This window comes from Streptomyces sp. NPDC059850 (genome assembly GCF_042731515.1).
In the GTDB taxonomy this organism is placed as follows: Bacteria; Actinomycetota; Actinomycetes; order Streptomycetales; family Streptomycetaceae; genus Streptomyces.
Map to the genome: position 1 here is coordinate 135,981 of NZ_JBHWJI010000004.1, position 20,504 is coordinate 156,484.

Below are 20,504 nucleotides of genomic sequence, written 5' to 3' on the forward strand. Positions count from 1 at the left end.
CGCGCCCCCGTGTGCCGTTACCGTGCTCCCGCCCACAGTCACCCTGCCAAGGACACGCCGTTGTACACCAAGTGAGCACCCCCAAGCGCTGATCCGTCGCGCGTCGCACATGTGCGCCGTGCTCCTTTTCGCTGCGGTCTTCTCACTGGAACCGGTGTAACTCTGTGTCCAAAAACTGGGCGGTCGTGCCCATCTGCCTGCCGATCGGTCTCCGCCGATGCCACACGTGCGCGTCCGAGCACTTCCGAGTGAACGGCACATTCCGCGTCACTGCGAACCACAAGCTCCTCAGCGCCTGGCTCCTCGCGCGAACCCAGCGGCCGGCCTGGCAGTCGCCGTACGGTCCGCCGCCGCACCGGGCACACCGCGGCCGGTGGGCGCCTGTGCCGGGGGTGGCCACGTCTCGATCCGCTGTGCGGCGTGGATACCTGTGCGGCCGGTGCGACTGATCGCAGTCCCGGGCCTGTCCGGCAGTATCCGATCCGCCGGACAGGCCCTAGTCGGCGGCCGAGCGTACGTTGGCCCGCAGGGTGTCCAGGTCCCGTCGGACCGCTTCGTACGCGGCCTTGTGCCGGGCGATGTCGGTCCGCTGACGCTCCTTCATCACGGACCACCACACCCCGAGGGTGTTGTGCTTCCGCTTGCACTCGATGTCCGCGACGGCGGTGGCCACTTCCCGCTTGGTGTGGGTGGTGTTGCCGTCGCGGCCGGTGTCCCAGGCCTTGTCCTCCCGCGCGGCCTCCGGGTTCCCGTATCGCTTGATCCCCTTGTCCACGACACAGTCCGACCAGGTGGCGAACGCCTTCCGGATACGGTGGTCCTTGGCCACCGCCGCCTCCAGCCGTTTCACGCGCCGATCCGGATACGTCCACATGCGGTTGGAGTCCGCCACGCCCTTGAGCAGCCGCGTGTCCCCCCATCCGGAGCAGCCGCCCTTGGGGGCGCCGGAGCCGGAGGACAGGCCGTACAGGGCCGCGAACTCCTGGTCCGTCATGGCGCGGCCCTTCGGCCCGGGCACGCCCAGTGGGTTCGTCTTCGGGGCCCAGCCGTAGCCCCACCGTTTCGCCCGGTCGAGGTCGAGCGGGCCGAGCGGCGTCTCCCTCACGCGGAGCGTCAGGAGCGACGACGCCCCTCCGGAACTCTTCGGGGGTTTCGGGTCCAGGGGGAAGTCGGTGAAGCCCAGCCCCACCATGCAGCGCTGGGCGAGGCGATCCCGCGCCGCGTCGAAGTCCTTCGCGGCCCGCTCACCGAGCCGGTACCGGTCCATGGGCAGCGCGGGCAGGTCGTCCGCCTCCTTGACCTGCGGCACGCCCCGCTTCTCCCCGGATGACCCGGTCGTGACACCGGCCCCGCAGCCCGCCACGACCACCGTCACCAGCAGTGCGGCGACCGACCACCGCCCGCGATGGAACCTCACAGCAATCCCCCTTCTGTCAGCAGGAGTTGGACCTTACCGCCCCAGACCGGGAAGATCCGGCGCCGGAGGAGAGTTGGCAGAAGCATGAACAAGGTGGACGTCGTGGTCGTGGGCGCCGGGCAAGCGGGGCTGTCCGGCGCGTATCACCTACGGAGGGCCGGGTACGAGCCGGGCACCGGATTCGTGGTGCTCGACCACTCCCCCGCGCCCGGCGGGGCGTGGCAGTTCCGGTGGCCGTCGCTGACGTACGGCAAGGTGCACGGGATGTACGACCTGCCCGGGATGCGGCTGACCGGCGACGACGCCCCTGCCGAGCGGCCGTCGTCCGAGGTGATCCCGGCGTACTTCGCACGCTACGAGCGCGCCTTCGACCTGCGGGTCGTCCGGCCCGTGCACGTCACCGCCGTACGGGACACCGGCGACGACGGCAGGCTAGGGGTGGAGACCTCGGCCGGGGCGTGGTCCGCCCGCGCGCTGATCAACGCCACCGGCACCTGGGACCGCCCCTTCTGGCCGCGCTACCCCGGTCAGGAGACCTTCCGGGGGCGGCAGCTGCACACCGCGCAGTACCCGGGCCCTGAGGCGTTCGCCGGGCGGCGGGTGATCGTCGTCGGGGGCGGGACGTCCGGGGTGCAGCATCTGCTGGAGATCGCCGAGGTGGCGGCCGCGACCACCTGGGTCACCCGCCGCCCGCCGGTCTTCCGCGCCGGGCCGTTCGGCGAGGACCAGGGGCGGGCCGCGGTGTCGCTGGTGGAGGAGCGGGTACGGCGGGGGCTGCCGCCGCAGAGCGTGGTGTCGGTGACCGGCCTGCCCATGACGGAGGCGATGGAGCGGGCCCGGGCGCGCGGTGTGCTGGACCGGCTGCCGATGTTCGACCGGGTCACTCCGTCCGGGGTGAGCTGGGCGGACGGCAGCACGGTGGCGGCGGACGTCATCCTGTGGGCCACCGGTTTCCGTGCCGCGATCGACCATCTCGCCCCGCTGCGGCTGCGCGAGCCGGGCGGCGGGATCGCCGTCGAGGGGACCCGGGCCGTCCGGGATCCGCGCGTGCATCTGGTCGGCTACGGGCCGTCGGCCAGCACGATCGGGGCGAACCGGGCGGGCCGGGCCGCGGTGCGCGAGATCCGGGCGCTGCTGGACGCGGCCCCCGCCCCGGCTGTCGTCTGACGTGGCGGGCCGGTGCCGGGCCCTGAACCGCCCGCGCCGTCCGTCGACGCAGCGTCGTCCACCCGCCCGCAGGCCGGGCATGGGCGCCCGGGCGGGGTCGACGCGTACGGCACGCGCCCGACACGTACCGCGCGCGGCCGACGCGTACGGCGCGGGGCCGACACCGTACGGCGCGGGGCCGCCCGTCCCGGGCGCGCGCCCGGGAACAGGACCCGGCTCACGCGCCCGGCTTCGACCCCAGCGTCGAGTCCCGTACGACCAGTTCCGGCTGGAGGACGATCCGCTGGTGGCGGTGGGCGTCCGCGTCCTCGCCGGTCTCCTCGATCAGCAGCTCGGCCGCCGTACGCCCCATCCGGAACGCGGGCTGGCGCACCGAGGTCAGCGGCACCGCCGCGGCCGCCGCGAACTCGATGTCGTCGTACCCCACCAGCGCCACATCGCCCGGCACCGACACCCCGGCCGCGAAGAGCGCCTGGAGGACGCCCAGCGCCAGCAGGTCGTTCGCGCAGAACACCGCCGTCGGCCGGGGTGAGATGCCCAGCAGCCGGGCCCCGGCGTCGCGGCCCGCGGCCACGTCCAGCCGGGCGGCCTCGATGTGCAGCAGCGCCTCCGGCGGCAGGCCCTCCTCGGCGAGCGCGGCGAGCGCCCCGGCGCGGCGGTCCTGGCACTGCGGGAGCTGCATCGGGCCGCTGACGTACACCAGCCCGCTGTGTCCCTGGGCGAGCAAGTGGCGGATGGCGAGCGCGCCGCCCTCGATGTCGTCCACCGACACCGAGCAGCCCTCGGTGCTGGGCACCTCGCGGTCGACCAGGACGAAGGGGATGTCGTGGCGGCGGAAGTTCTCCAGGTTGCCGCCGGTGGCGTCGGCGGGGGTCACCAGGACGCCGCGCACCCGGTGCTCGGCGAAGAGCCCCAGGTAGTCGGCCTCCTCGTCGGGGCTCTGCGCGCTGTTGCACACCATGACGCCGAGGCCCGCGTCCCGCGCGGCGCGCTCGGCGCCGCTGGCCACGTCCACGAAGAAGGGGTTCGCCATGTCGAGCACCAGGAGCGAGATGATCCGGCTGCGCCCGGCGCGCAGCTGGCGCGCGGATTCGCTGCGTACGTAGCCGAGTCGCTCGATGGCGGCCTGCACCCGGTCGCGGGTGGCCTCGGCGACCATCTCCGGCCGGTTGATCACGTTCGAGACGGTGCCGACGGACACTCCCGCCTGCCGCGCGACGTCCTTGATCCCCACCATGCGTCCCACGACCTCGGCCTCCGACTTCCCGCGACCCACCTCGGCCGCGGGACCCATGCTATGGCGTGCGCGGAGGGGATCGGTGCATGCCCCGGATACGCCGGAAGCCCGCCACGGGATGATCTTGTGCAAGCTACCCCAGCCCTTGCTCGTGGACGCCCCGGCATGCGGCGGTCACCCGGTACGGGCGGCCAGTTCGCCGATCGCGTGGCGGATCGCGGTGAGGAAGGTCTGGATCAGGGGATGGTCCCCGGCTCCGGCACGTACGGTCGCGAGCACGGAGCGGGTGTGGCCTGCTGAGCCGACGAGGAGGAGACCGGGGGTCCGATCGAACCACAGCATGTCGGGCAGGAAGGCCACCGCGTGGCCCTCCTCGACCAGCCGTGCGTGGACCAGCATGTCCGCGGACACGTAGACGACGTCCGGCTCGAACCCGGCGGCGTGACACCTGCCGGTCGCCCATGCCCGGGCGGGCGTGCCGACGGGTTCCATCACCCAGGGGCACTCGGCCAGATCAGCGAGCGACGCCACGGGTGCGGGTGTGGCCAGCCGCATGGCGTCCTCGCACAGCGGGTGGTGCTCGAACTCGGAGGCGCGGGCCGGCCGCGCGTGCCCGGGGAACGTCTCGTCGATCACGAGGTCGAAGTCCCGGGTGAGCAGCCCCGGCAGCGAGGTGTCGGGCTCGGCCTGCGTGGCCTCCACCCTTATCCGGGGATGGTTCTCCCGCAGCCAGGCCAACGCGACGGGCACCAGCGCGAGCATCGCGGTCTGGAAGGCCGCAACCTTGATCGTCCCGGAAGTTTCCCGCAGCGAGGCCGCGATCTCCGCCTCGGCGCGCTCCAGCTCCCGCAGGGCCTTCTCCGTGCGGGCGACGAGGATTTCCGCCTGCGGCGTCAGGCGGACCCCCCTGCCTTCCCGCTCCAGTAGCGGTGCGCCGACTTCGGATTCCAGCAGCGTCAGCTGCTGGGAGACGGCCGAGGGGCTGTAGGACATGGCCGCGGCGACAGCGGCCAGCGTGCCACGGTGCTTCAGCTCCCGCAGCACCACCAGGCGGCGCAGATTGTGCACAGCCCTCCCTCCATCCACCCATCAATTTTCATGGCCTGTCTCCTCCAGAAACGTTCACTTTACTAAAGGAAAGCGCATTGGAACCGTGAGGGGGGGGAGCATCACCGCACAGATGGGAAACGGGCATGGACATCGAAGCGCTCCGCCAGGACACCCCGGGCACCGCGAACCGGATTCACCTCAACAACGCGGGCGCGGGCCTGCTGTCGCGGCAGACGCTCAAGGCCGTGACGTCCCACCTGGAGCTGGAGGCCGCGATCGGCGGCTACGAGGCCGCGGGCCAGGAACGGGACCGCATCGACGCCACCCACGGGCACATCGCCCGACTGGTGGGCGGCCGGGCGGACGAGATCGCGCTGTTCGACAACTCCACCCACGCCTGGAACGCCGCGTTCTACTCCATGACGTTCAAGCCGGGCGACCGCATACTCACAGGCCGGGCCGAGTACGGCAGCAGCGTCCTGGCCTACTTGCAGACAGCCCAGCGCACCGGAGCCGAGGTCGTCGTCGTCCCCAACGACGAGTCCGGCCAGCTCGACACCACCGCCCTGGCAAACCTGATAGACGACCGCACCAAGCTGGTGGGCATCACCCACGTCCCCACCAGCGGCGGCCTGGTCAACCCGGCCGCCGAGATCGGTCGCGTCACCCGCGCCGCCGGCGTTCCCTTCCTTCTCGACGCCACCCAGTCCGTCGGCCAGTTCCCCGTGGACGTCGCCGAACTCGGCTGCGACATGCTCACTGCCACCGGCCGCAAATTCCTGCGCGGCCCGCGCGGCACGGGCTTCCTCTGGGTGCGTCCCGAGGCACACGCATACCTGGAGCCGCACGTGATCGAGGTCGCCGCTGCCACCTGGGACGGCAAGCGCAGCTTCACCTGGAACGACGGCGCGCGGCGTTTCGAGACATGGGAGGTCGGCTACTCCAACGTTCTGGGGCTGAGCACCGCCGTCCAGCAGGCCCTGGATCTCGGCCTGGACGAGATCGGCCGACGCACCCTCGACCTCGGCGCCCATCTGCGCGACCAGTTGGACGCCGTGCCCGGCATCACCACCTATGACGTCGGTCGGCAGCGGTGCGCGATCGTCACCTGCGAGGTCGGCACCATGGCGACGGCCGATGTCGCGGCCGCCCTCGCCGGGCGCGGCATCAACGTCAGCACCACCGATCCGGCGCAGACCCAGTTCGACACCGAGGACCGGGGCGTCCATCCGCTGGTACGGCTCTCGCCGCACTACTACAACACCGAGGCCGAGATCGACCGCGCCGTCGAGGTCCTCGCCGAACTCGCCACGGCCCGCTAGCCCCCTCAGCCGCGCAGCCGGGCCAGGCTCGAACCGCGGACCACGAGTTCGGGCCGCAGCACGATCCGCCGGTGGCGGTGGGCGTCGGCCGCCTCCCCCGTCTCGTCGATCAGCAGCTCGGCCGCCGTACGTCCCATCCGGAACGCGGGGCGGCGCACCGAGGTCAGGGGCACCGCCGCGGCCGCCGCGAACTCGATGTCGTCGTACCCCACCAGCGCCATCTCGCCGGGGACGGACACCCCCGCCGCGTACAGCGCCTGCAACACCCCCAGCGCCAGCAGGTCGTTCGCGCAGAACACCGCCGTCGGACACGGCGACATGCCCAGCAGCCGCGCCCCCGCGTCCCGGCCGCCCGCCACGTCCAGCCGCTCCACCTCCACATGGCGCAGCGCGGCCTCGCCGACCCCCTCCTCGCGCAGGGCGTTCAGCGCGCCGGTGCGGCGGTCGCGGCACTGGGCGAGGTGCATCGGGCCGCTGACGTACGCGAGCGCGCGGTGCCCCTGGTCGAGGAGGTGGCGGGCGGCGAGCGCGCCGCCCTCGATGTCGTCCACCGACACCGAGCAGCCCTCGGCGCTGGGCACCTCGCGGTCGACGTAGACGAACGGAATGCCGTGCCGCCGGAACGACTCCAGGTTGCGCCCGGTGGCGTCGGCGGGGGTGACGAGGACGCCACGTACCCGCTGCTCGGTGAAGAGCCCCAGGTAGTCCGCCTCCTCCTGGGGGCTCTGGGCGCTGTTGCACACCATCACCCCGAGGCCCGCCTCGCGCGCCGCGCGCTCGGCGCCGCCCGCCACGTCCACGAAGAAGGGGTTCGCCATGTCGAGCACCAGCAGTCCGACGATGCGGCTGTGGCCCGCGCGCAGCTGGCGCGCGGACTCGCTGCGGACGTACCCCAGCCGCTCGATGGTGGACAGCACCCGGGCCCGGGTCCGCTCGGACACCGCATCGGGGCGGTTGATGACATTGGAGACCGTGCCGACCGAGACCCCGGCCTCCTTCGCCACCTCCTTGATGCCCACGCCACGGGCCCTCAAGTCACCTCCCTAACCCGGTAGTTGGAAGTCGATGACCCGGAGGGCCGAGGGCGTGGTGCCACTGGACTTCCGCTGGTACATGAACGACAGCACACCGTCCTGGGCGAGGCGGGTGTCGTCCACGACGACCTCGCCGAAGGCGTTCAGCCCGCTGCCGTCGAAGAGCGTCTTCCAGTCGGTGTAGCCGGACGCGCTGGACGCGGCGACGACGCGTCCGTACGGCATGACGGCGTAGGCGTTGTCGTACTTGTCGAAGGCCAGGTGGGTGCGCTGGCTGGAGTTCGGGGCCACCGGGATCTCGGTCTTCTTCCAGGCGCCCGCGGCGTTCTTGAAGAGGTGGAAGGCGCGGCCGTTGGCGGTGCGGTCGGCCACGTAGTCGGTGGTGCACTGGCCGAAGCGGCCGGGGACGTAGCTGATGACGGCGTGCGGGCGCCCGGCGGAGTCGGTGGCCTGGCTCTCCTGGTTCATCAGCGAGTGGTCGGGGTTCAGCGGATCGACGACGGTGCCGGTGTCGTTCACGGCCACCTTGTCGGCGCCGCCGGTGGTGCCGACGACGGTGCCCGCCGCGTTGCGCCAGGTGCGGCCGCGGTCGGTGCTGTAGACGTAGCCGGTGTCGTGGTTGGTGAGGCCACCGGCATCGCACATCACGGCGTTGTTCTGCTCGCGCCACGTGTAGAAGGCGTGGAGACGGCCGTCAGCGCCGTAGTCGATGCCGTGCAGATACATGTTGCGGGCGGTGCTGGAGCCGTGCTCGCTGGTGTACGTACCGGTGGACGCGGACCATTCGCCGAGCGCGGTCCACTTGGTGCCGTCGTACTCGGCCAGCGCGTTGCGGCCATTGCCGGAGACGCCGACCCGGTAGCTGAGCTGGAGGCGGCCCTCGGGGGTGGCGACGAACTGCGGATACGTGAACTGGGAGGTGAGCGCGAGCCCGTCCAGGGTGGTCTGCACGGCGCCGAACCGCGCGCTGTCCCACGGCTGTCCGGCGGGGTCGTCCAGCAGTCCGGCCACCGACTTCACGTAGAAGAAGCCGCTGCTGTGCGAGTCCATGTTGAGGTGCAGTCGGCCGTCGACGCGGGAGATCCCCATGGAGATCACATTGTGGGAGTCGTCGGCGGTGAGCTTGTGCGGCAGCCGGGCGGTCTGCCAGTCCGCCCGGCCCAGCGCGCGGCGGCCGATGACGGCGGTGCGGTCGCCGGTGTACCAGACGGCGTACTGGTAGCCCTTGTAGGTGAGCAGCCCGTTCTTCTGGAACGCGTTGTTGTTGACGAGGCCGTTGTACGACTCGAAGTAGATGGCCTTCGGGTCGAGCTGGGTATCGGCCACCTTGCTGACCGCCGGGCCGGGGGCCCGTCCGGCCGCGTCGGCCGGGGTGGCGGCCGCGAGGAGGGCTGCGGCCAGCAGAGCCACGGGCAGGGGTCTCATATTCCTCTGTCTCCTACGTGTCCTAAGCAAGGTGGAACACTTCGGTGAGCGGTGTCATGGCCTCATCCGGCTTGGCACCGTCCAGCGCTTCGAAGAAGGGCGCCATCTCGGCCTGCCACCGCGCGTTGACATCGGTGGCGGCCATCGCGGCCTGCGCCGCCGCGAAGTCCTCGGTCTCCAGATAGCCGACCAGCAGCCCGTCCTCCCGCAGGAAGAGCGAGTAGTTGTGCCATCCGGCGGCCGAGAGCGCGTCCAGCATCTCCGGCCACACGGCCGCGTGCCGCTCGCGGTACTCGGCCAGCCGCTCCCGGCGGACCTTCAGCAGAAAACACACACGCCGCATCGCGGACCGCCCGCCTCAGAAGTGGAACTTGTCGATGTTGGACTTGTCGAAGACGGTCGGCGGGCCGAGGATGACCTCGCCGTTCTTGCCGACCGTGTACTCACCGAGCTTCCCGGCCGTGAACTTCTCCCCCTCGGCCCCGGTGATCTGCCCGGAGGCGAGCGCCGCGGCGGCGTACGAGCCCAGGTAGCCCAGCTTCTTGGGGTCCCAGAGCGCGAACTGCTCGACGGTGCCCTCCTTGACGTACTTGCGCATCTGGTTGGGCGTGCCGAGGCCGTTCAGCACGACCTTGCCCTTGTACGAGGAGTCGCTGATGTAGCGGGCGGCCGCGGCGATGCCGACCGTGGTGGGCGAGATGATGCCCTTCAGCTTGGGGTACGCCTTCAGCAGGCCCTGGGTCTCCTGGAACGACTTCTGGTCGTCGTCGTCCCCGTACACCGTCTTGACCAGCTTCATGTTCTTGTAGGCGGGCTTCTTCAGCTCGTCCTTCATGAACCCGATCCAGGTGTTCTGGTTGGTCGCGTTCTGGGTGGCCGAGAGGATCGCGATCTCGCCCTTGTAGTCGAGCTGCTTGGCCAGGTGCTGGACCTGGCTGCGGCCGATCTCCTCCGAGCTGGCCTGGTTGATGAACAGCTGGCGGCAGGCCGGGGCGGTGTCCGAGTCGTACGCGACGACCTTGATGTCCTTCTTCATGGCCTGCTTGAGCGGGCCGCACACCGCGTTGGGGTCGTTGGCGGCGATGAGGATGGCGTCCTGCCGCTGCTGGACCAGGCTGTTGATGTACGACACCTGGGAGGAGGCGCTGGCGTCGGACGGGCCGACCTCCTTGCCCTTGCCGCCGAACTCCCGGGCGGCGCCGATCCCGGAGGTGTCCAGGATTTTCAGATACGGGTTGTTGATCTGCTTGGGAAGGAAGGCGAGCTTCAGCCCCTTCTTCAGCGGGGCGTCGGGGTTGGCCTTGGCCCCCGATCCGCTGTTGGCCTTGCCGCTGTTGTCGGTGTCCTTCTTGGTGGTGCCGCCGCATGCGGCGAGGGTGACGGCGAGGGCGCACACCGCGGCGGCGGTGGCGGCGGCGCGGCGCCGCGAGGAGGAACGCTGGGTCATGGATGGACCTTTCACGTCTATCAATATCTGAAATCTGTCATCCGTCAGCTGCCAGCCGTTTGGCCATGCGGGGCGTGAGGACGGACGCCACCAGCAGCAGCCCGGTGACGATCACCTGGACCTCGTTGGCCACGTCGTTGAGCGTCAGCAGGTTCTTCAGGACGCCGATGAGCAGCACCCCGGCGACCGCGCCGAACAGGGTGCCCTTGCCGCCGTCGAAGTCGACGCCGCCCAGCAGGACGGCGGCGATGACCAGCATTTCGAAGCCCTGGCCGTTGTCCGCGCGGGCGCTCCCGTACCGCAGGGTGAACACCACCCCGGCGAAGGCGGAGACGAGCCCCGCCACGATGAACAGCAGCAGCTTGACCCGCTTGACGCGGATGCCCGCGAAGTACGCGGCGTCCTCCTGGGCGCCGATGGCGAACAGCGACCGGCCGAAGCCCGTGGAGTGCAGCACCACGGCGGCGGCGACAGCCAGCACGATGAACAGCGCCACCGGATAGGTGAGGAAGGTCCCGGGCACGGTGGTGGTGTCGACCGCCCACTTCGCGTACGTCTCCGGGAAGTCGGTGATGGCGTTCGAGCCGAGCACCACCGAGGCCAGCCCCCGGTAGAGCGCGAGCGTGCCGATGGTGACGGCCAGCGACGGCAGCCCGACCCGGGTGACCAGCCACCCGTTGAGCAGCCCGCCCGCCACACCGACCAGCAGCACGACCGGCACGATGGTCTCGAACGCCCAGCCCGCTTCCCACAGTTGACCGGTCAGCGCGCTGGACAGACCCAGCATCGAGGCCACCGAAAGATCGACCTGCCCGGCCACCACCAGCAGTGTCATCGGCAGCGCCATCAGCGCGACCTCGGCGATGTCGTTGAAGGCGAAGGCGAGGTTGTCGCGGCTCGCGAAGCCGTCCGTCGTACCGAGCCCGGTGAGGAACACCGCGACCAGCAGCACCCCGACGGCGGTGTCCCAGCGCAGCAGTGCCCTGTTCAACGTGCGCTCCTCTTCCTCAGCGCACGGGTCATGCGCACGTTCACGATCCGGTCGACGCTGATGGCGGCCAGCAGCAGCGCGCCCGCGATGGCGTCCGCCCAGAAGGAGTCGACCTTCAGCACGGCCAGCGCGCTGCCGATGGTGGTGAGCAGCAGCGCGCCCAGCGCCGCGCCCCACACGGTCCCGGTGCCGCCGACGATGGCGACACCGCCGACCACCACGGCGCTGACCACGGTCAGCTCCCAGCCGTGCGCGTTGTCCGCGACGACGGTCCCGAAGCGGGCCAGCCACAGCGCGCCCGCGAAGCCCGAGACGGCGCCGGAGAAGAGGTACGCGCCGAGCACCCGGCGCCGGATCGGCACCCCGGCGAGCCGGGCGGCCTCGGGGCTGGAGCCGATGGCGTACAGCTCCCGGCCACTGCGGTACGTCCGCAGGAAGTACGCGGTCCCGGCGAGCACCGCTATGGAGATCAGCGGCAGATACGGGACGCCCAGCACGCTGCCGCTGCCCAGGTCCAGCACGGACTGCGGCACATCGGCGGCGCTGATCTGCTCCCCTTGCGCCCACCAGTAGTCGAGGCCCTGGATGATGTAGAGCATCCCGAGCGTCACCACCAGCGCGGGCACCTTGCCGAAGCTGACCAGCGATCCGCTGACGGCGCCGCAGGCCGCGCCGACGAGGACGCCGAGCACCAGCACCGTCAGCACCCCGTGGTCCGTCCCCGAGACGAACTTCCCGCAGGCGAAGGCGGACAGGCCCACCACGGACCCCACCGACAGGTCGATGTTGCGGGTGATCACCACGACGGACTGCCCGATCGCGAGCAGCACCAGGATCGCGGCGTTCAGCAGCAGGTCCTTGACGCCCTGGTCGTTCAAGAAGCGGGGCTCGGCGACCCAGGTGAACAGCACCAGCAGCACCAGCGCGCCCGCGATGCTGATCTCCCGCGCCCGGAAGACGGCGTCGACGAGCGACCGCGCCGAACGCGCCTCGTCCGCCGGGGCGGCCGGTTTCTCGACAGTGACCGTCATGCCACGGCCCTCCCCTCGCCCGCCAGCCCCGTCGCGGCGGCCATCACCGACTCCTCGGTGGCCTCGGTGCGCGGGATCTCGGCGACCAGCCGTCCTTCGTGCATCACCAGCACCCGGTCCGCCATGCCGAGCACCTCGGGCAGATCGGAGGAGATCATCAGCACCGCGAGCCCGTCCGCGGCCAGCGACGACAGCAGCCGGTGCACCTCGGCCTTCGTCCCGACGTCGATGCCGCGCGTCGGCTCGTCCACGATGAGCACCGCCGGTTCGGTGGCCAGCCACTTGGCGAGCACGACCTTCTGCTGGTTGCCGCCGGACAGCACCCCGACGCGGTCGCCGAGACTGCCGTACTTCAGCTGCAGCCGTACCGCCCAGTCCGACGCCCGCCCGCGCTCCAGCGCGCGCTTCACCATCCCCGCGCGGCCCAGCCGGTCCAGGCCGGTCAGCCCGATGTTGCGCTCGATGGACATCTCCATGACCAGGCCGCGCTGGCGCCGGTCCTCGGGGACGAGCGCGAGCCCCGCGTCCATGGCGGCGGTCGGCGAGCCGGGCCGCAGCACCGTGCCGCCCACCCGCACCTCGCCCGCGTCCGCCCGGTCCACCCCGAAGACGGCCTGCGCGACCTCGCTGCGCCCCGCGCCGACCAGCCCCGCGAGCGCGACGATCTCCCCGCGCCGCACCTCGAACGACACATCCCGGAAGACGCCCTCCCGGGTCAGCCTGCGTACCGACAGCGCGGTCTCCCCGACCCGCGTCGGCTGCTTGGGATACAGCTCCTCCAGATCCCGGCCGACCATGCGGCGTACGAGATCGTCCTGCGCCAGCCCGGCCAGCGGCTCGGACGCCACCCAGCGCCCGTCCCGCAGCGTGGTGACCCGCTGGCACAGCTCGAAGATCTCCTCCAGCCGGTGCGAGATGAACAGCACCGCGGCACCCTCCGCGCGCAGCGCCTCGACCACCGCGAACAGCCGGGCGGTCTCGCTGCCGGTCAGCGCCGCCGTCGGCTCGTCCATGATCAGTACGCGGGCGTCGAAGGAGAGCGCCTTGGCGATCTCGACGATCTGCTGGTCGGCGATGGACAGCCCGCGCGCGGGCCGGTCCGGGTCGAGGTCGACACCGAGCCGCGCCATCAGCCCGGCCGTCGAAGCGCGCACCGCCTTGTGGTCGATCCGGCCCAGCGGCCGCCGGGGCTGACGGCCCATGAAGATGTTCTCGGCGATCGACAGGTCGGGGAAGAGCGTCGGCTCCTGGTAGATCACGGCGATGCCCACGTCCCGGGCGTCGGCGGGACCGTGGAAGACCACCGGCCGCCCGTCCAGCAGCACCTCGCCGGAGTCCGGCCGGTGCACTCCGGCCAGCGCCTTGATGAGCGTCGACTTGCCCGCGCCGTTCTCCCCCGCCAGGGCGTGCGCCTCACCGGCGAAGAGGTCCAGCGAAACGTCCACGAGGGCCCGTACGGCGCCGAAGGACTTGTTCACCCCCTTGAGGGCGAGGACCGGAACAGACTGACTCACGGAGGCTCCAGAATGAAATGTTTCAAAGCGGATTCCGGGAAGCTAGCCCTGCGCCATGACCCCGTCAAGGGGGTGCGCAGCAGGTAAATCCCGTACAGGCGCGACCACTTGACGCACCCCGGCCACCGCCCCTACGGTCCAGGCGCCGTTTGGTTGAATCGTTTTCATCCAGCCGTCCCTGGAGGAAGCTCGTGATCAGCAGACGCCACCTGCTCGCCACCACCGCTGCCACCGGTACGGCCCTCACGGGTCTGCCCGCACTCACCCCGTCCGCCGCCGCGGAGAACCGCCCCACCGCCGGACTGCACATCAGGAGCACCACGGTCGAGTACGCCACCCACCCGCTCGGCCTGGACACACCCCGCCCCCGGCTGAGCTGGATCCTCGCATCCGACGCCCGCGACCAGTCGCAGAGCGCCTACCGCGTCCGGGTCGCCACCTCCCCGGACAGACTCAACTCCCCCGACGTCTGGGACAGCGGCAAGCGGACATCGCGCCAATCGGTCCTGGTCCCCTACGACGGCCCGGCCCTGCGCCCGCGCACCCGCTACCACTGGTCCGTACGCGTCTGGGACGACCGCGGCCGCCCCTCCCCGTGGTCCGCCGCCGACTGGTGGGAGACCGGGCTGCTCGGCGCCGGGCAGTGGCAGGCGCGCTGGATCACCGCGCCCACCGGGGTGACCGCGCCCCCGCGGCTGGACGGCGCCACCTGGATCTGGTTCCCCGAAGGCGATCCGGCCGCCGACGCCCCGGCGGCCACCCGCTGGTTCCGCACCACCATCCCGGCCACCGGCACCGTCCGGCGCGCCCGCCTGGTCGTCGCGGCCGACGACGGCTTCACCGCCTACGTGGACGGCACCGAGGTCGCCACCCGCGAGGCGCTGGGCGTGGCCAAGGCGTGGGCCCACCCCGTCACCGTCGACATCACCGAACACCTGCGCCGGGGCTCGGCCACCCTCGCCATCGCGGCCACCAACGCCGAACAGGGCCCGGCCGGTCTGCTGGCCACCCTTGAAGTCACCACCGAGGACGGCACCACCCACCACCACACGGACCGGACCTGGCGCACCACCGACCGCCAGCCGCCCGCCACCTGGACCTCCCCCGGCCACGACGACAGCGAGTGGACCACCGCCAAGGAGCTGGCCCCCTGGGGCGGCGGGCCGTGGGGCCGGGTGCTGCCACAGCAGTCGCCCGCCCAGCTGCGCCGCACCTTCCGGCTCGCCCGCAAACCCGTCGCCCGGGCCAGGCTGTACGCCACGGCGCTCGGCCTCTACGAGGCGCACCTCAACGGCGTCCGCGTCGGCCACGACCAGCTGACCCCCGGCTGGACCGACTACCGCGAACGCGTGCAGTACCAGACGTACGACGTCACCGACGCCCTCCGCCACGGGACCAACGCCATCGGCGTGACACTCGCCCCCGGCTGGTACGCCGGAAACGTCGCCTGGCTCGGCCAGCACCAGTACGGCACCCACCCCGCGCTGCTCGCCCAGCTGGAGGTCACGTACGCCGACGGCAGCACCGAGCGCGTCACCACCGACCCCGAGTGGCGCGCCGCCACCGGCCCGCTGCTGACCGCCGACCCGCTGATGGGCGAGGCGTACGACGCCCGCCAGGAGACCCCGGGCTGGACCTCACCGGGCTTCGACGACACCGGATGGCAACCTGCCACCACCGCCGCGGACATCACCACCGAAGTGGTGGCCCAGATCGACGCGCCGACCCGGGTGGAACGCGAGCTGAAACCCGTCAAACGCACCGAACCCGCCCCCGGCGTCCACCTCTTCGACCTCGGCCAGAACATGGTCGGCAGCGTCCGCCTCACCGTCTCGGGACCGGCCGGTCACACGGTCCGGATCCGCCACGCGGAGGTGCTGAACCCTGACGGCACGGCGTACACCGCCAATCTGCGCACCGCCCACCCCGTCGACACGTACACGCTCAAGGGCGGTGGCACCGAGACCTACGCACCGCGCTTCACCTTTCACGGCTTCCGCTACGTCGAGGTCACCGGCTACCCCGGCACACCACCGCTCGACGCGGTGACCGGCCGGGTCATGCACACGGCCGCCCCGTTCACGATGTCCTTCCGCACCGACGTGCCGATGCTGAACCAACTCCACTCCAACATCACCTGGGGCCAGCGCGGCAACTTCCTCTCCGTCCCCACCGACACCCCGGCCCGCGACGAACGGCTCGGCTGGACCGGGGACATCAACGTCTTCTCCGGCACGGCCGCGTACACCATGGAGTCGGCCCGCTTCCTCACCAAGTGGCTCCAGGACCTGCGCGACGGACAGAGCGCGGACGGCGCCTTCCCCGATGTGGCCCCGGTCGTCAGCGGCCTCGGCAGCGGCACCGCGGGCTGGGGCGACGCCGGGGTGACCGTCCCCTGGAACCTGTACCAGGCGTACGGCGACACCCGGGTCCTGCGCGAGAACTGGTCCGCCATGCGCGACTGGATCGCATACCTGGAGAAGCACAGCTCGAATCTCCTGCGCCCCGCCGAGGGCTACGGCGACTGGCTCAACGTCGACGCCGAGACCCCCAAGGACGTCATCGGCACGGCCTACTTCGCCCACGCCACCGACCTCGTGGCCCGCACGGCACAGGTCCTCGGCGAGAACGCCACCCCCTACAAAGACCTGCTGGCCCGCATCAAGAGCGCGTTCACCGCCGCGTACGTCTCCACCGACGGCAAGGTCAAGGGCGACACCCAGACCGCGTACGTCCTCGCCCTCTCCATGGACCTGCTGCCCGCCACCCTGCGCCGCCCGGCGGCCGATCGCCTCGTCGCCCTGATCGAGGCCCGCGACGGGCACCTGTCCACCGGCTTCCTCGGCACCCCGCGGCTGCTCCCGACCCTCACCGCGACCGGCCACACCGACCTGGCCCACCGCCTCCTCCAGCAGCGCACCTTCCCCTCCTGGGGCTACCAGATCGACCGGGGCGCGACCACGATGTGGGAGCGCTGGGACTCCATCAAGCCGGACGGCGGCTTCCAGGACGTCGGGATGAACTCCTTCAACCACTACGCCTACGGCTCGGTCGGCGAGTGGATGTACCAGAACATCACCGGCATCACCCCCGCCGCCCCCGGCTTCCGCCGGATCCTGATCCGCCCCCGCCCCGGCGGCGAGGTGCGCTCCGCCGAGGGCCGCCACGACTCCCTCTACGGGCCGATCACCACCCGCTGGTCACAGCGAAACGGCCGGTTCGCCCTCTCCGTCTCGGTACCGGTCAACACCACCGCCGAGATCTGGGTCCCCGCCCGCCGCGAAACCGACGTGACCCAGCGCGGCGCCCGCTTCCTGCGGCTGGCCGACGGCTGCGCGGTGTACGCCGCGGGCTCGGGCTCGTACCACTTCTTGACGCGCGCCGACCAGCGCGCTTAGCTTTCTTGAATCGTTTCACTCCCAAGGAGACCCATGACTGACGTTCCGGCCGTGAAGGCAGCACTCAAGAGCCAGGCGATCGAGACGCCGTCATGGGCGTACGGCAACTCCGGAACCCGCTTCAAGGTCTTCGCCCAGCCCGGTGTCCCCCGCACCCCCCAGGAGAAGCTGGACGACGCCGCCCAGGTGCACGCCTTCACCGGCGTCGCCCCCACCGTCGCCCTGCACATCCCCTGGGACAAGACCGACGACTACGCGGCCCTCGCCAAGTACGCCGAGGAACGCGGCCTCGGGCTGGGCGCGATCAACTCCAACGTCTTCCAGGACGACGACTACAAGCTCGGCTCGGTAACCCACCCCGACCCGGCGGTCCGCCGCAAGGCCGTGGACCACCTCCTGGAATGCGTCGACATCATGGACGCCACCGGCTCCCGCGACCTCAAGCTCTGGTTCTCGGACGGCACCAACTACCCCGGCCAGGACGACATCGCCGCCCGCCAGGACCGCCTCGCCGAGGCCCTGCGCACCGTCTACGACCGCCTCGGCGACGACCAGCGCATGCTGCTGGAGTACAAGTTCTTCGAGCCCGCCTTCTACACCACCGACGTCCCGGACTGGGGCACCGCCTACGCCCACTGCCTGAAGCTCGGCCCCAGGGCCCAGGTCTGCGTCGACACCGGCCACCACGCCCCCGGCACCAACATCGAGTTCATCGTCGCCCTCCTCCTGCGCGAGGGAAAACTCGGCGCCTTCGACTTCAACTCCCGCTTCTACGCCGACGACGACCTCATGGTCGGCGCCGCCGACCCCTTCCAGCTCTTCCGCATCATGTACGAGGTCATCCGCGGCGGCGGGCTCACCTCCGACATCGCCTTCATGCTCGACCAGTGCCACAACATCGAGCCCAAGATCCCGGCCATCATCCGCTCGGTGATGAACGTCCAGGAGGCCACCGCCAAGGCCCTCCTGGTCGACCGCGACGCCCTCGCCGCCGTCCAGCGCTCGGGCGACGTCCTCGGCGCCAACGCGGTCCTGATGGACGCGTACAACACCGACGTACGCCCCCTCCTCGCCGAGGTCCGCGAGGACCTGGGCCTCGACCCCGACCCGATGGCCGCGTACCGGGCCTCCGGCTGGGCGGACCGGATCGTCGCGGAGCGCGTGGGCGGCGAACAGGCGGGCTGGGGCGCGTAGCGCCTGGCGGCGTGCACCCCGCCACTTCCCGCAGCATCCGATATGCGGCTCCGCCGCGTGGCGGGGCAAGCCCCCGGACCCCCGCTGGGGCTCCGCCCCAGACCCTGCTCCTCAAACGCCGGAGGGGCTGGGAGTTGGAAACCCACTGAGACAGGCCCACCCCCACCCCCCAGAGGACGACATGACCGCAGAACTCCACCCCACCGCGGCCGCGCTGCTGGAGCGGAGCCACCGCCTCGGTGCCGATCCGCGCAACACCAACTACGCGGGCGGCAACACGTCCGCCAAGGGCACCGGCACCGACCCCGTCACCGGCCAGGACGTCGAGCTGATGTGGGTCAAGGGCTCGGGCGGTGACCTGGGCACCCTCACCCACTCCGGCCTGGCCGCACTCCGCCTGGACCGCCTGCGCGCCCTCACCGGCGTCTACCCGGGCGTCGAGCGCGAGGACGAGATGGTCGCGGCCTTCGACTACTGCCTCCACGGCAAGGGCGGCGCGGCGCCGTCCATCGACACCGCCATGCACGGCCTGGTAGACGCCGCCCACGTGGACCACCTCCACCCCGACTCCGGCATCGCCCTGGCCTGCGCCGCCGATGGCGAAGCGCTCACCAAGGAGTGCTTCGGCAACCAGGTGGTCTGGGTGCCCTGGCGCCGCCCCGGCTTCCAACTGGGCCTGGACATCGCCGCCATCAAGAAGGCCAACCCCCAGGCCATCGGCTGCATCCTCGGCGGCCACGGCATCACCGCCTGGGGCGACACCTCCCCCGAATGCGAGCAGAACTCCCTCCGCATCATCCGCACAGCCGAGAAGTTCCTCACCGAACGCGGCAAACCGGACCCCTTCGGCCCCGCCATCCACACCACCCTTCCCCCGGCCGAACGCCGCGCCCGCGCCGCCGCCCTGGCCCCCTTGATCCGTGGCCTGGCCTCCACGGACCGCCCGCAGGTGGGCCACTTCACGGACAGCGACACCGTCCTGGACTTCGTCTCCCGCGCCGAACACCCCCGCCTGGCCGCACTCGGCACGTCCTGCCCGGACCACTTCCTCCGCACGAAGGTCCGCCCCCTGGTCCTGGACCTCCCCCCGAACACCCCCCTAGACGAAACAATCACCCGCCTCAAGGAACTCCACACCACCTACCGCACCGACTACGCGGCCTACTACGACCGCCACGCCACCCCCGACTCCCCGGCGATGCGCGGCGCGGACCCGGCGATCGTGCTGATCCCCGGGGTGGGGATGTTCAGCTACGGCAAGGACAAGCAGACGGCCCGGGTCGCGGGCGAGTTCTACGTCAACGCGATCAACGTGATGCGAGGCGCCGAAGCAGTCTCGTCCTACGCCCCCATCCAAGAATCAGAAAAATTCCGCATCGAGTACTGGGCACTGGAAGAGGCCAAGCTCCAGCGCATGCCCAAACCCAAGCCCCTGGCCACCCGCATCGCCCTGGTGACCGGCGCGGGATCGGGCATCGGCAAGGCGATCGCCCGCCGCCTGGTGGCCGAGGGCGCCTGCGTAGTGGTAGCGGACATCAACGCCACCACAGCGGCTGAGGTTGCCACCGAACTGGGCGGCCCGGACAAGGCAATCCCCGTAACAACCGACATCACCTCTGAAGACGACATCAAGGAAGCCTTCACCACCGCAGCCCTGGCCTTCGGCGGCGTAGACCTCCTGGTCAACAACGCCGGGATCAGCATCTCCAAACCACTCCTGGAAACCACAACCCAGGACTGGGACCTCCAGCACGACATCATGGCCCGCGGCTCCTTCCTCGCCTCCCGCGAGGCGGCCCGGGTGTTCATCGCCCAGAACATGGGCGGCGATATCGTCTACATCGCCTCCAAGAACTCCGTCTTCGCGGGCCCGAACAACATCGCGTACTCCGCCACCAAGGCCGACCAAGCCCACCAAGTACGCCTCCTAGCGGCCGAACTAGGAGAGCACGGCATCCGCGTCAACGGGGTGAACCCCGACGGCGTGGTCCAGGGCAGCGGCATCTTCGCGGGCGGCTGGGGCGCGCAGCGCGCGGCGGTGTACGGCGTGCCCGAGGAGAAGCTGGGCGAGTTCTACGCCCAGCGCACCCTGCTCAAGCGCGAGGTGCTTCCGTCCCACGTGGCGAACGCGGTCTTCGCGCTCACCGGCGGCGACCTGTCCCACACCACGGGCCTGCACATCCCGGTGGACGCAGGAGTCGCGGCGGCGTTCCTGCGCTGACGCGCGCGTGAGGGGGACGGGGTCGGAGGGGTGGGGTCCTGGACGACGACGTGTAT

At 71.2% G+C, this 20,504-nt stretch carries 15 protein-coding genes; 5 read left to right on the forward strand and 10 right to left on the reverse strand.

Going from position 1 to position 20,504, the window contains the following annotated elements:
* Positions 1-496: 496 nt before the first annotated feature.
* Positions 497-1,417 carry a hypothetical protein gene (locus ACFV9T_RS04935; RefSeq protein WP_385436673.1) on the reverse strand — a complete coding sequence of 307 codons (921 nt, stop codon included), beginning with the start codon at positions 1,415-1,417 and terminating at the stop codon, positions 497-499.
* 84 nt (positions 1,418-1,501) lie between these two features.
* Between ACFV9T_RS04935 and ACFV9T_RS04940 the strand changes: the two genes are divergently transcribed.
* The gene (locus ACFV9T_RS04940) at positions 1,502-2,584 is read left to right on the forward strand and encodes an NAD(P)-binding domain-containing protein (RefSeq protein WP_385436674.1); all 1,083 of its coding nucleotides are present in this window, start codon (positions 1,502-1,504) and stop codon (positions 2,582-2,584) included.
* Positions 2,585-2,801: 217 nt separating this feature from the next.
* On the opposite strand, the gene ACFV9T_RS04945 is transcribed toward ACFV9T_RS04940, so the two are convergent.
* Both ACFV9T_RS04945 and ACFV9T_RS04950 read right to left on the reverse strand, forming a co-directional pair.
* Positions 2,802-3,821, reverse strand: coding sequence for a LacI family DNA-binding transcriptional regulator (locus ACFV9T_RS04945; protein ID WP_385436815.1), 1,020 nt, complete (start codon positions 3,819-3,821; stop codon positions 2,802-2,804).
* Between the two features lie 174 nt (positions 3,822-3,995).
* Positions 3,996-4,889, reverse strand: a complete 894-nt coding sequence (locus tag ACFV9T_RS04950) for a LysR family transcriptional regulator (protein WP_385436675.1) — start codon at positions 4,887-4,889, stop codon at positions 3,996-3,998.
* Positions 4,890-5,014: 125 nt separating this feature from the next.
* On the opposite strand from ACFV9T_RS04950, the gene ACFV9T_RS04955 reads away from it, so the two are divergent.
* Positions 5,015-6,193, forward strand: coding sequence for an aminotransferase class V-fold PLP-dependent enzyme (locus ACFV9T_RS04955; protein ID WP_385436676.1), 1,179 nt, complete (start codon positions 5,015-5,017; stop codon positions 6,191-6,193).
* Positions 6,194-6,198: 5 nt separating this feature from the next.
* Here ACFV9T_RS04955 and ACFV9T_RS04960 read toward each other — a convergent pair whose 3' ends face one another.
* Genes ACFV9T_RS04960 through ACFV9T_RS04990 form a run of 7 tightly spaced genes read right to left on the reverse strand, consistent with a single transcriptional unit; the run spans position 6,199 to position 13,635 of the window.
* Positions 6,199-7,227, reverse strand: coding sequence for a LacI family DNA-binding transcriptional regulator (locus ACFV9T_RS04960; protein WP_385436677.1), 1,029 nt, complete (start codon positions 7,225-7,227; stop codon positions 6,199-6,201).
* A gap of 9 nt (positions 7,228-7,236) precedes the next feature.
* Positions 7,237-8,652 carry a BNR repeat-containing protein gene (locus ACFV9T_RS04965; protein WP_385436678.1) on the reverse strand — a complete coding sequence of 472 codons (1,416 nt, stop codon included), beginning with the start codon at positions 8,650-8,652 and terminating at the stop codon, positions 7,237-7,239.
* A gap of 22 nt (positions 8,653-8,674) precedes the next feature.
* Complete coding sequence (locus ACFV9T_RS04970; RefSeq protein WP_385436679.1) at positions 8,675-8,995, reverse strand: L-rhamnose mutarotase; 321 nt, start codon at positions 8,993-8,995, stop codon at positions 8,675-8,677.
* Between the two features lie 15 nt (positions 8,996-9,010).
* Positions 9,011-10,099: a rhamnose ABC transporter substrate-binding protein gene (rhaS, locus tag ACFV9T_RS04975; RefSeq protein ID WP_385436680.1), complete on the reverse strand. Its 1,089-nt coding sequence runs from the start codon at positions 10,097-10,099 to the stop codon at positions 9,011-9,013.
* 37 nt (positions 10,100-10,136) lie between these two features.
* Complete coding sequence (locus ACFV9T_RS04980; protein WP_385436681.1) at positions 10,137-11,090, reverse strand: ABC transporter permease; 954 nt, start codon at positions 11,088-11,090, stop codon at positions 10,137-10,139.
* Positions 11,087-12,121 carry an ABC transporter permease gene (locus tag ACFV9T_RS04985; protein WP_385436682.1) on the reverse strand — a complete coding sequence of 345 codons (1,035 nt, stop codon included), beginning with the start codon at positions 12,119-12,121 and terminating at the stop codon, positions 11,087-11,089. Before ACFV9T_RS04985 ends, ACFV9T_RS04980 begins: the two co-directional genes overlap by 4 nt.
* Positions 12,118-13,635 carry a sugar ABC transporter ATP-binding protein gene (locus ACFV9T_RS04990; RefSeq protein ID WP_385436683.1) on the reverse strand — a complete coding sequence of 506 codons (1,518 nt, stop codon included), beginning with the start codon at positions 13,633-13,635 and terminating at the stop codon, positions 12,118-12,120. Before ACFV9T_RS04990 ends, ACFV9T_RS04985 begins: the two co-directional genes overlap by 4 nt.
* A 191-nt stretch (positions 13,636-13,826) precedes the next feature.
* On the opposite strand from ACFV9T_RS04990, the gene ACFV9T_RS04995 reads away from it, so the two are divergent.
* The 3 genes from ACFV9T_RS04995 to ACFV9T_RS05005 all read left to right on the forward strand — a co-directional run bounded on the left by ACFV9T_RS04995 (position 13,827) and on the right by ACFV9T_RS05005 (position 20,448).
* Complete coding sequence (locus tag ACFV9T_RS04995) at positions 13,827-17,033, forward strand: alpha-L-rhamnosidase (protein WP_385436684.1); 3,207 nt, start codon at positions 13,827-13,829, stop codon at positions 17,031-17,033.
* Between the two features lie 33 nt (positions 17,034-17,066).
* The gene (gene rhaI, locus ACFV9T_RS05000) at positions 17,067-18,227 is read left to right on the forward strand and encodes an L-rhamnose isomerase (protein ID WP_385436685.1); all 1,161 of its coding nucleotides are present in this window, start codon (positions 17,067-17,069) and stop codon (positions 18,225-18,227) included.
* A 181-nt stretch (positions 18,228-18,408) separates the two neighbouring features.
* Positions 18,409-20,448, forward strand: coding sequence for a bifunctional aldolase/short-chain dehydrogenase (locus ACFV9T_RS05005; RefSeq protein ID WP_385436686.1), 2,040 nt, complete (start codon positions 18,409-18,411; stop codon positions 20,446-20,448).
* Positions 20,449-20,504 lie beyond the last annotated feature (56 nt).

What these genes read in the sequence shown, in the direction of transcription:
- ACFV9T_RS04940 (WP_385436674.1), top strand. Translation starts at nt 1,502, where the DNA reads ATGAACAAGGTGGACGTCGTGGTCGTGGGCGCCGGGCAAGCGGGGCTG.
- rhaS (WP_385436680.1), bottom strand. Translation starts at nt 10,099, where the DNA reads ATGACCCAGCGTTCCTCCTCGCGGCGCCGCGCCGCCGCCACCGCCGCC.
- rhaI (WP_385436685.1), top strand. Translation starts at nt 17,067, where the DNA reads ATGACTGACGTTCCGGCCGTGAAGGCAGCACTCAAGAGCCAGGCGATC.
- ACFV9T_RS04970 (WP_385436679.1), bottom strand. Translation starts at nt 8,995, where the DNA reads ATGCGGCGTGTGTGTTTTCTGCTGAAGGTCCGCCGGGAGCGGCTGGCC.
- ACFV9T_RS04945 (WP_385436815.1), bottom strand. Translation starts at nt 3,821, where the DNA reads ATGGTGGGGATCAAGGACGTCGCGCGGCAGGCGGGAGTGTCCGTCGGC.
- ACFV9T_RS04955 (WP_385436676.1), top strand. Translation starts at nt 5,015, where the DNA reads ATGGACATCGAAGCGCTCCGCCAGGACACCCCGGGCACCGCGAACCGG.
- ACFV9T_RS04985 (WP_385436682.1), bottom strand. Translation starts at nt 12,121, where the DNA reads ATGACGGTCACTGTCGAGAAACCGGCCGCCCCGGCGGACGAGGCGCGT.
- ACFV9T_RS04965 (WP_385436678.1), bottom strand. Translation starts at nt 8,652, where the DNA reads ATGAGACCCCTGCCCGTGGCTCTGCTGGCCGCAGCCCTCCTCGCGGCC.
- ACFV9T_RS05005 (WP_385436686.1), top strand. Translation starts at nt 18,409, where the DNA reads ATGACCGCAGAACTCCACCCCACCGCGGCCGCGCTGCTGGAGCGGAGC.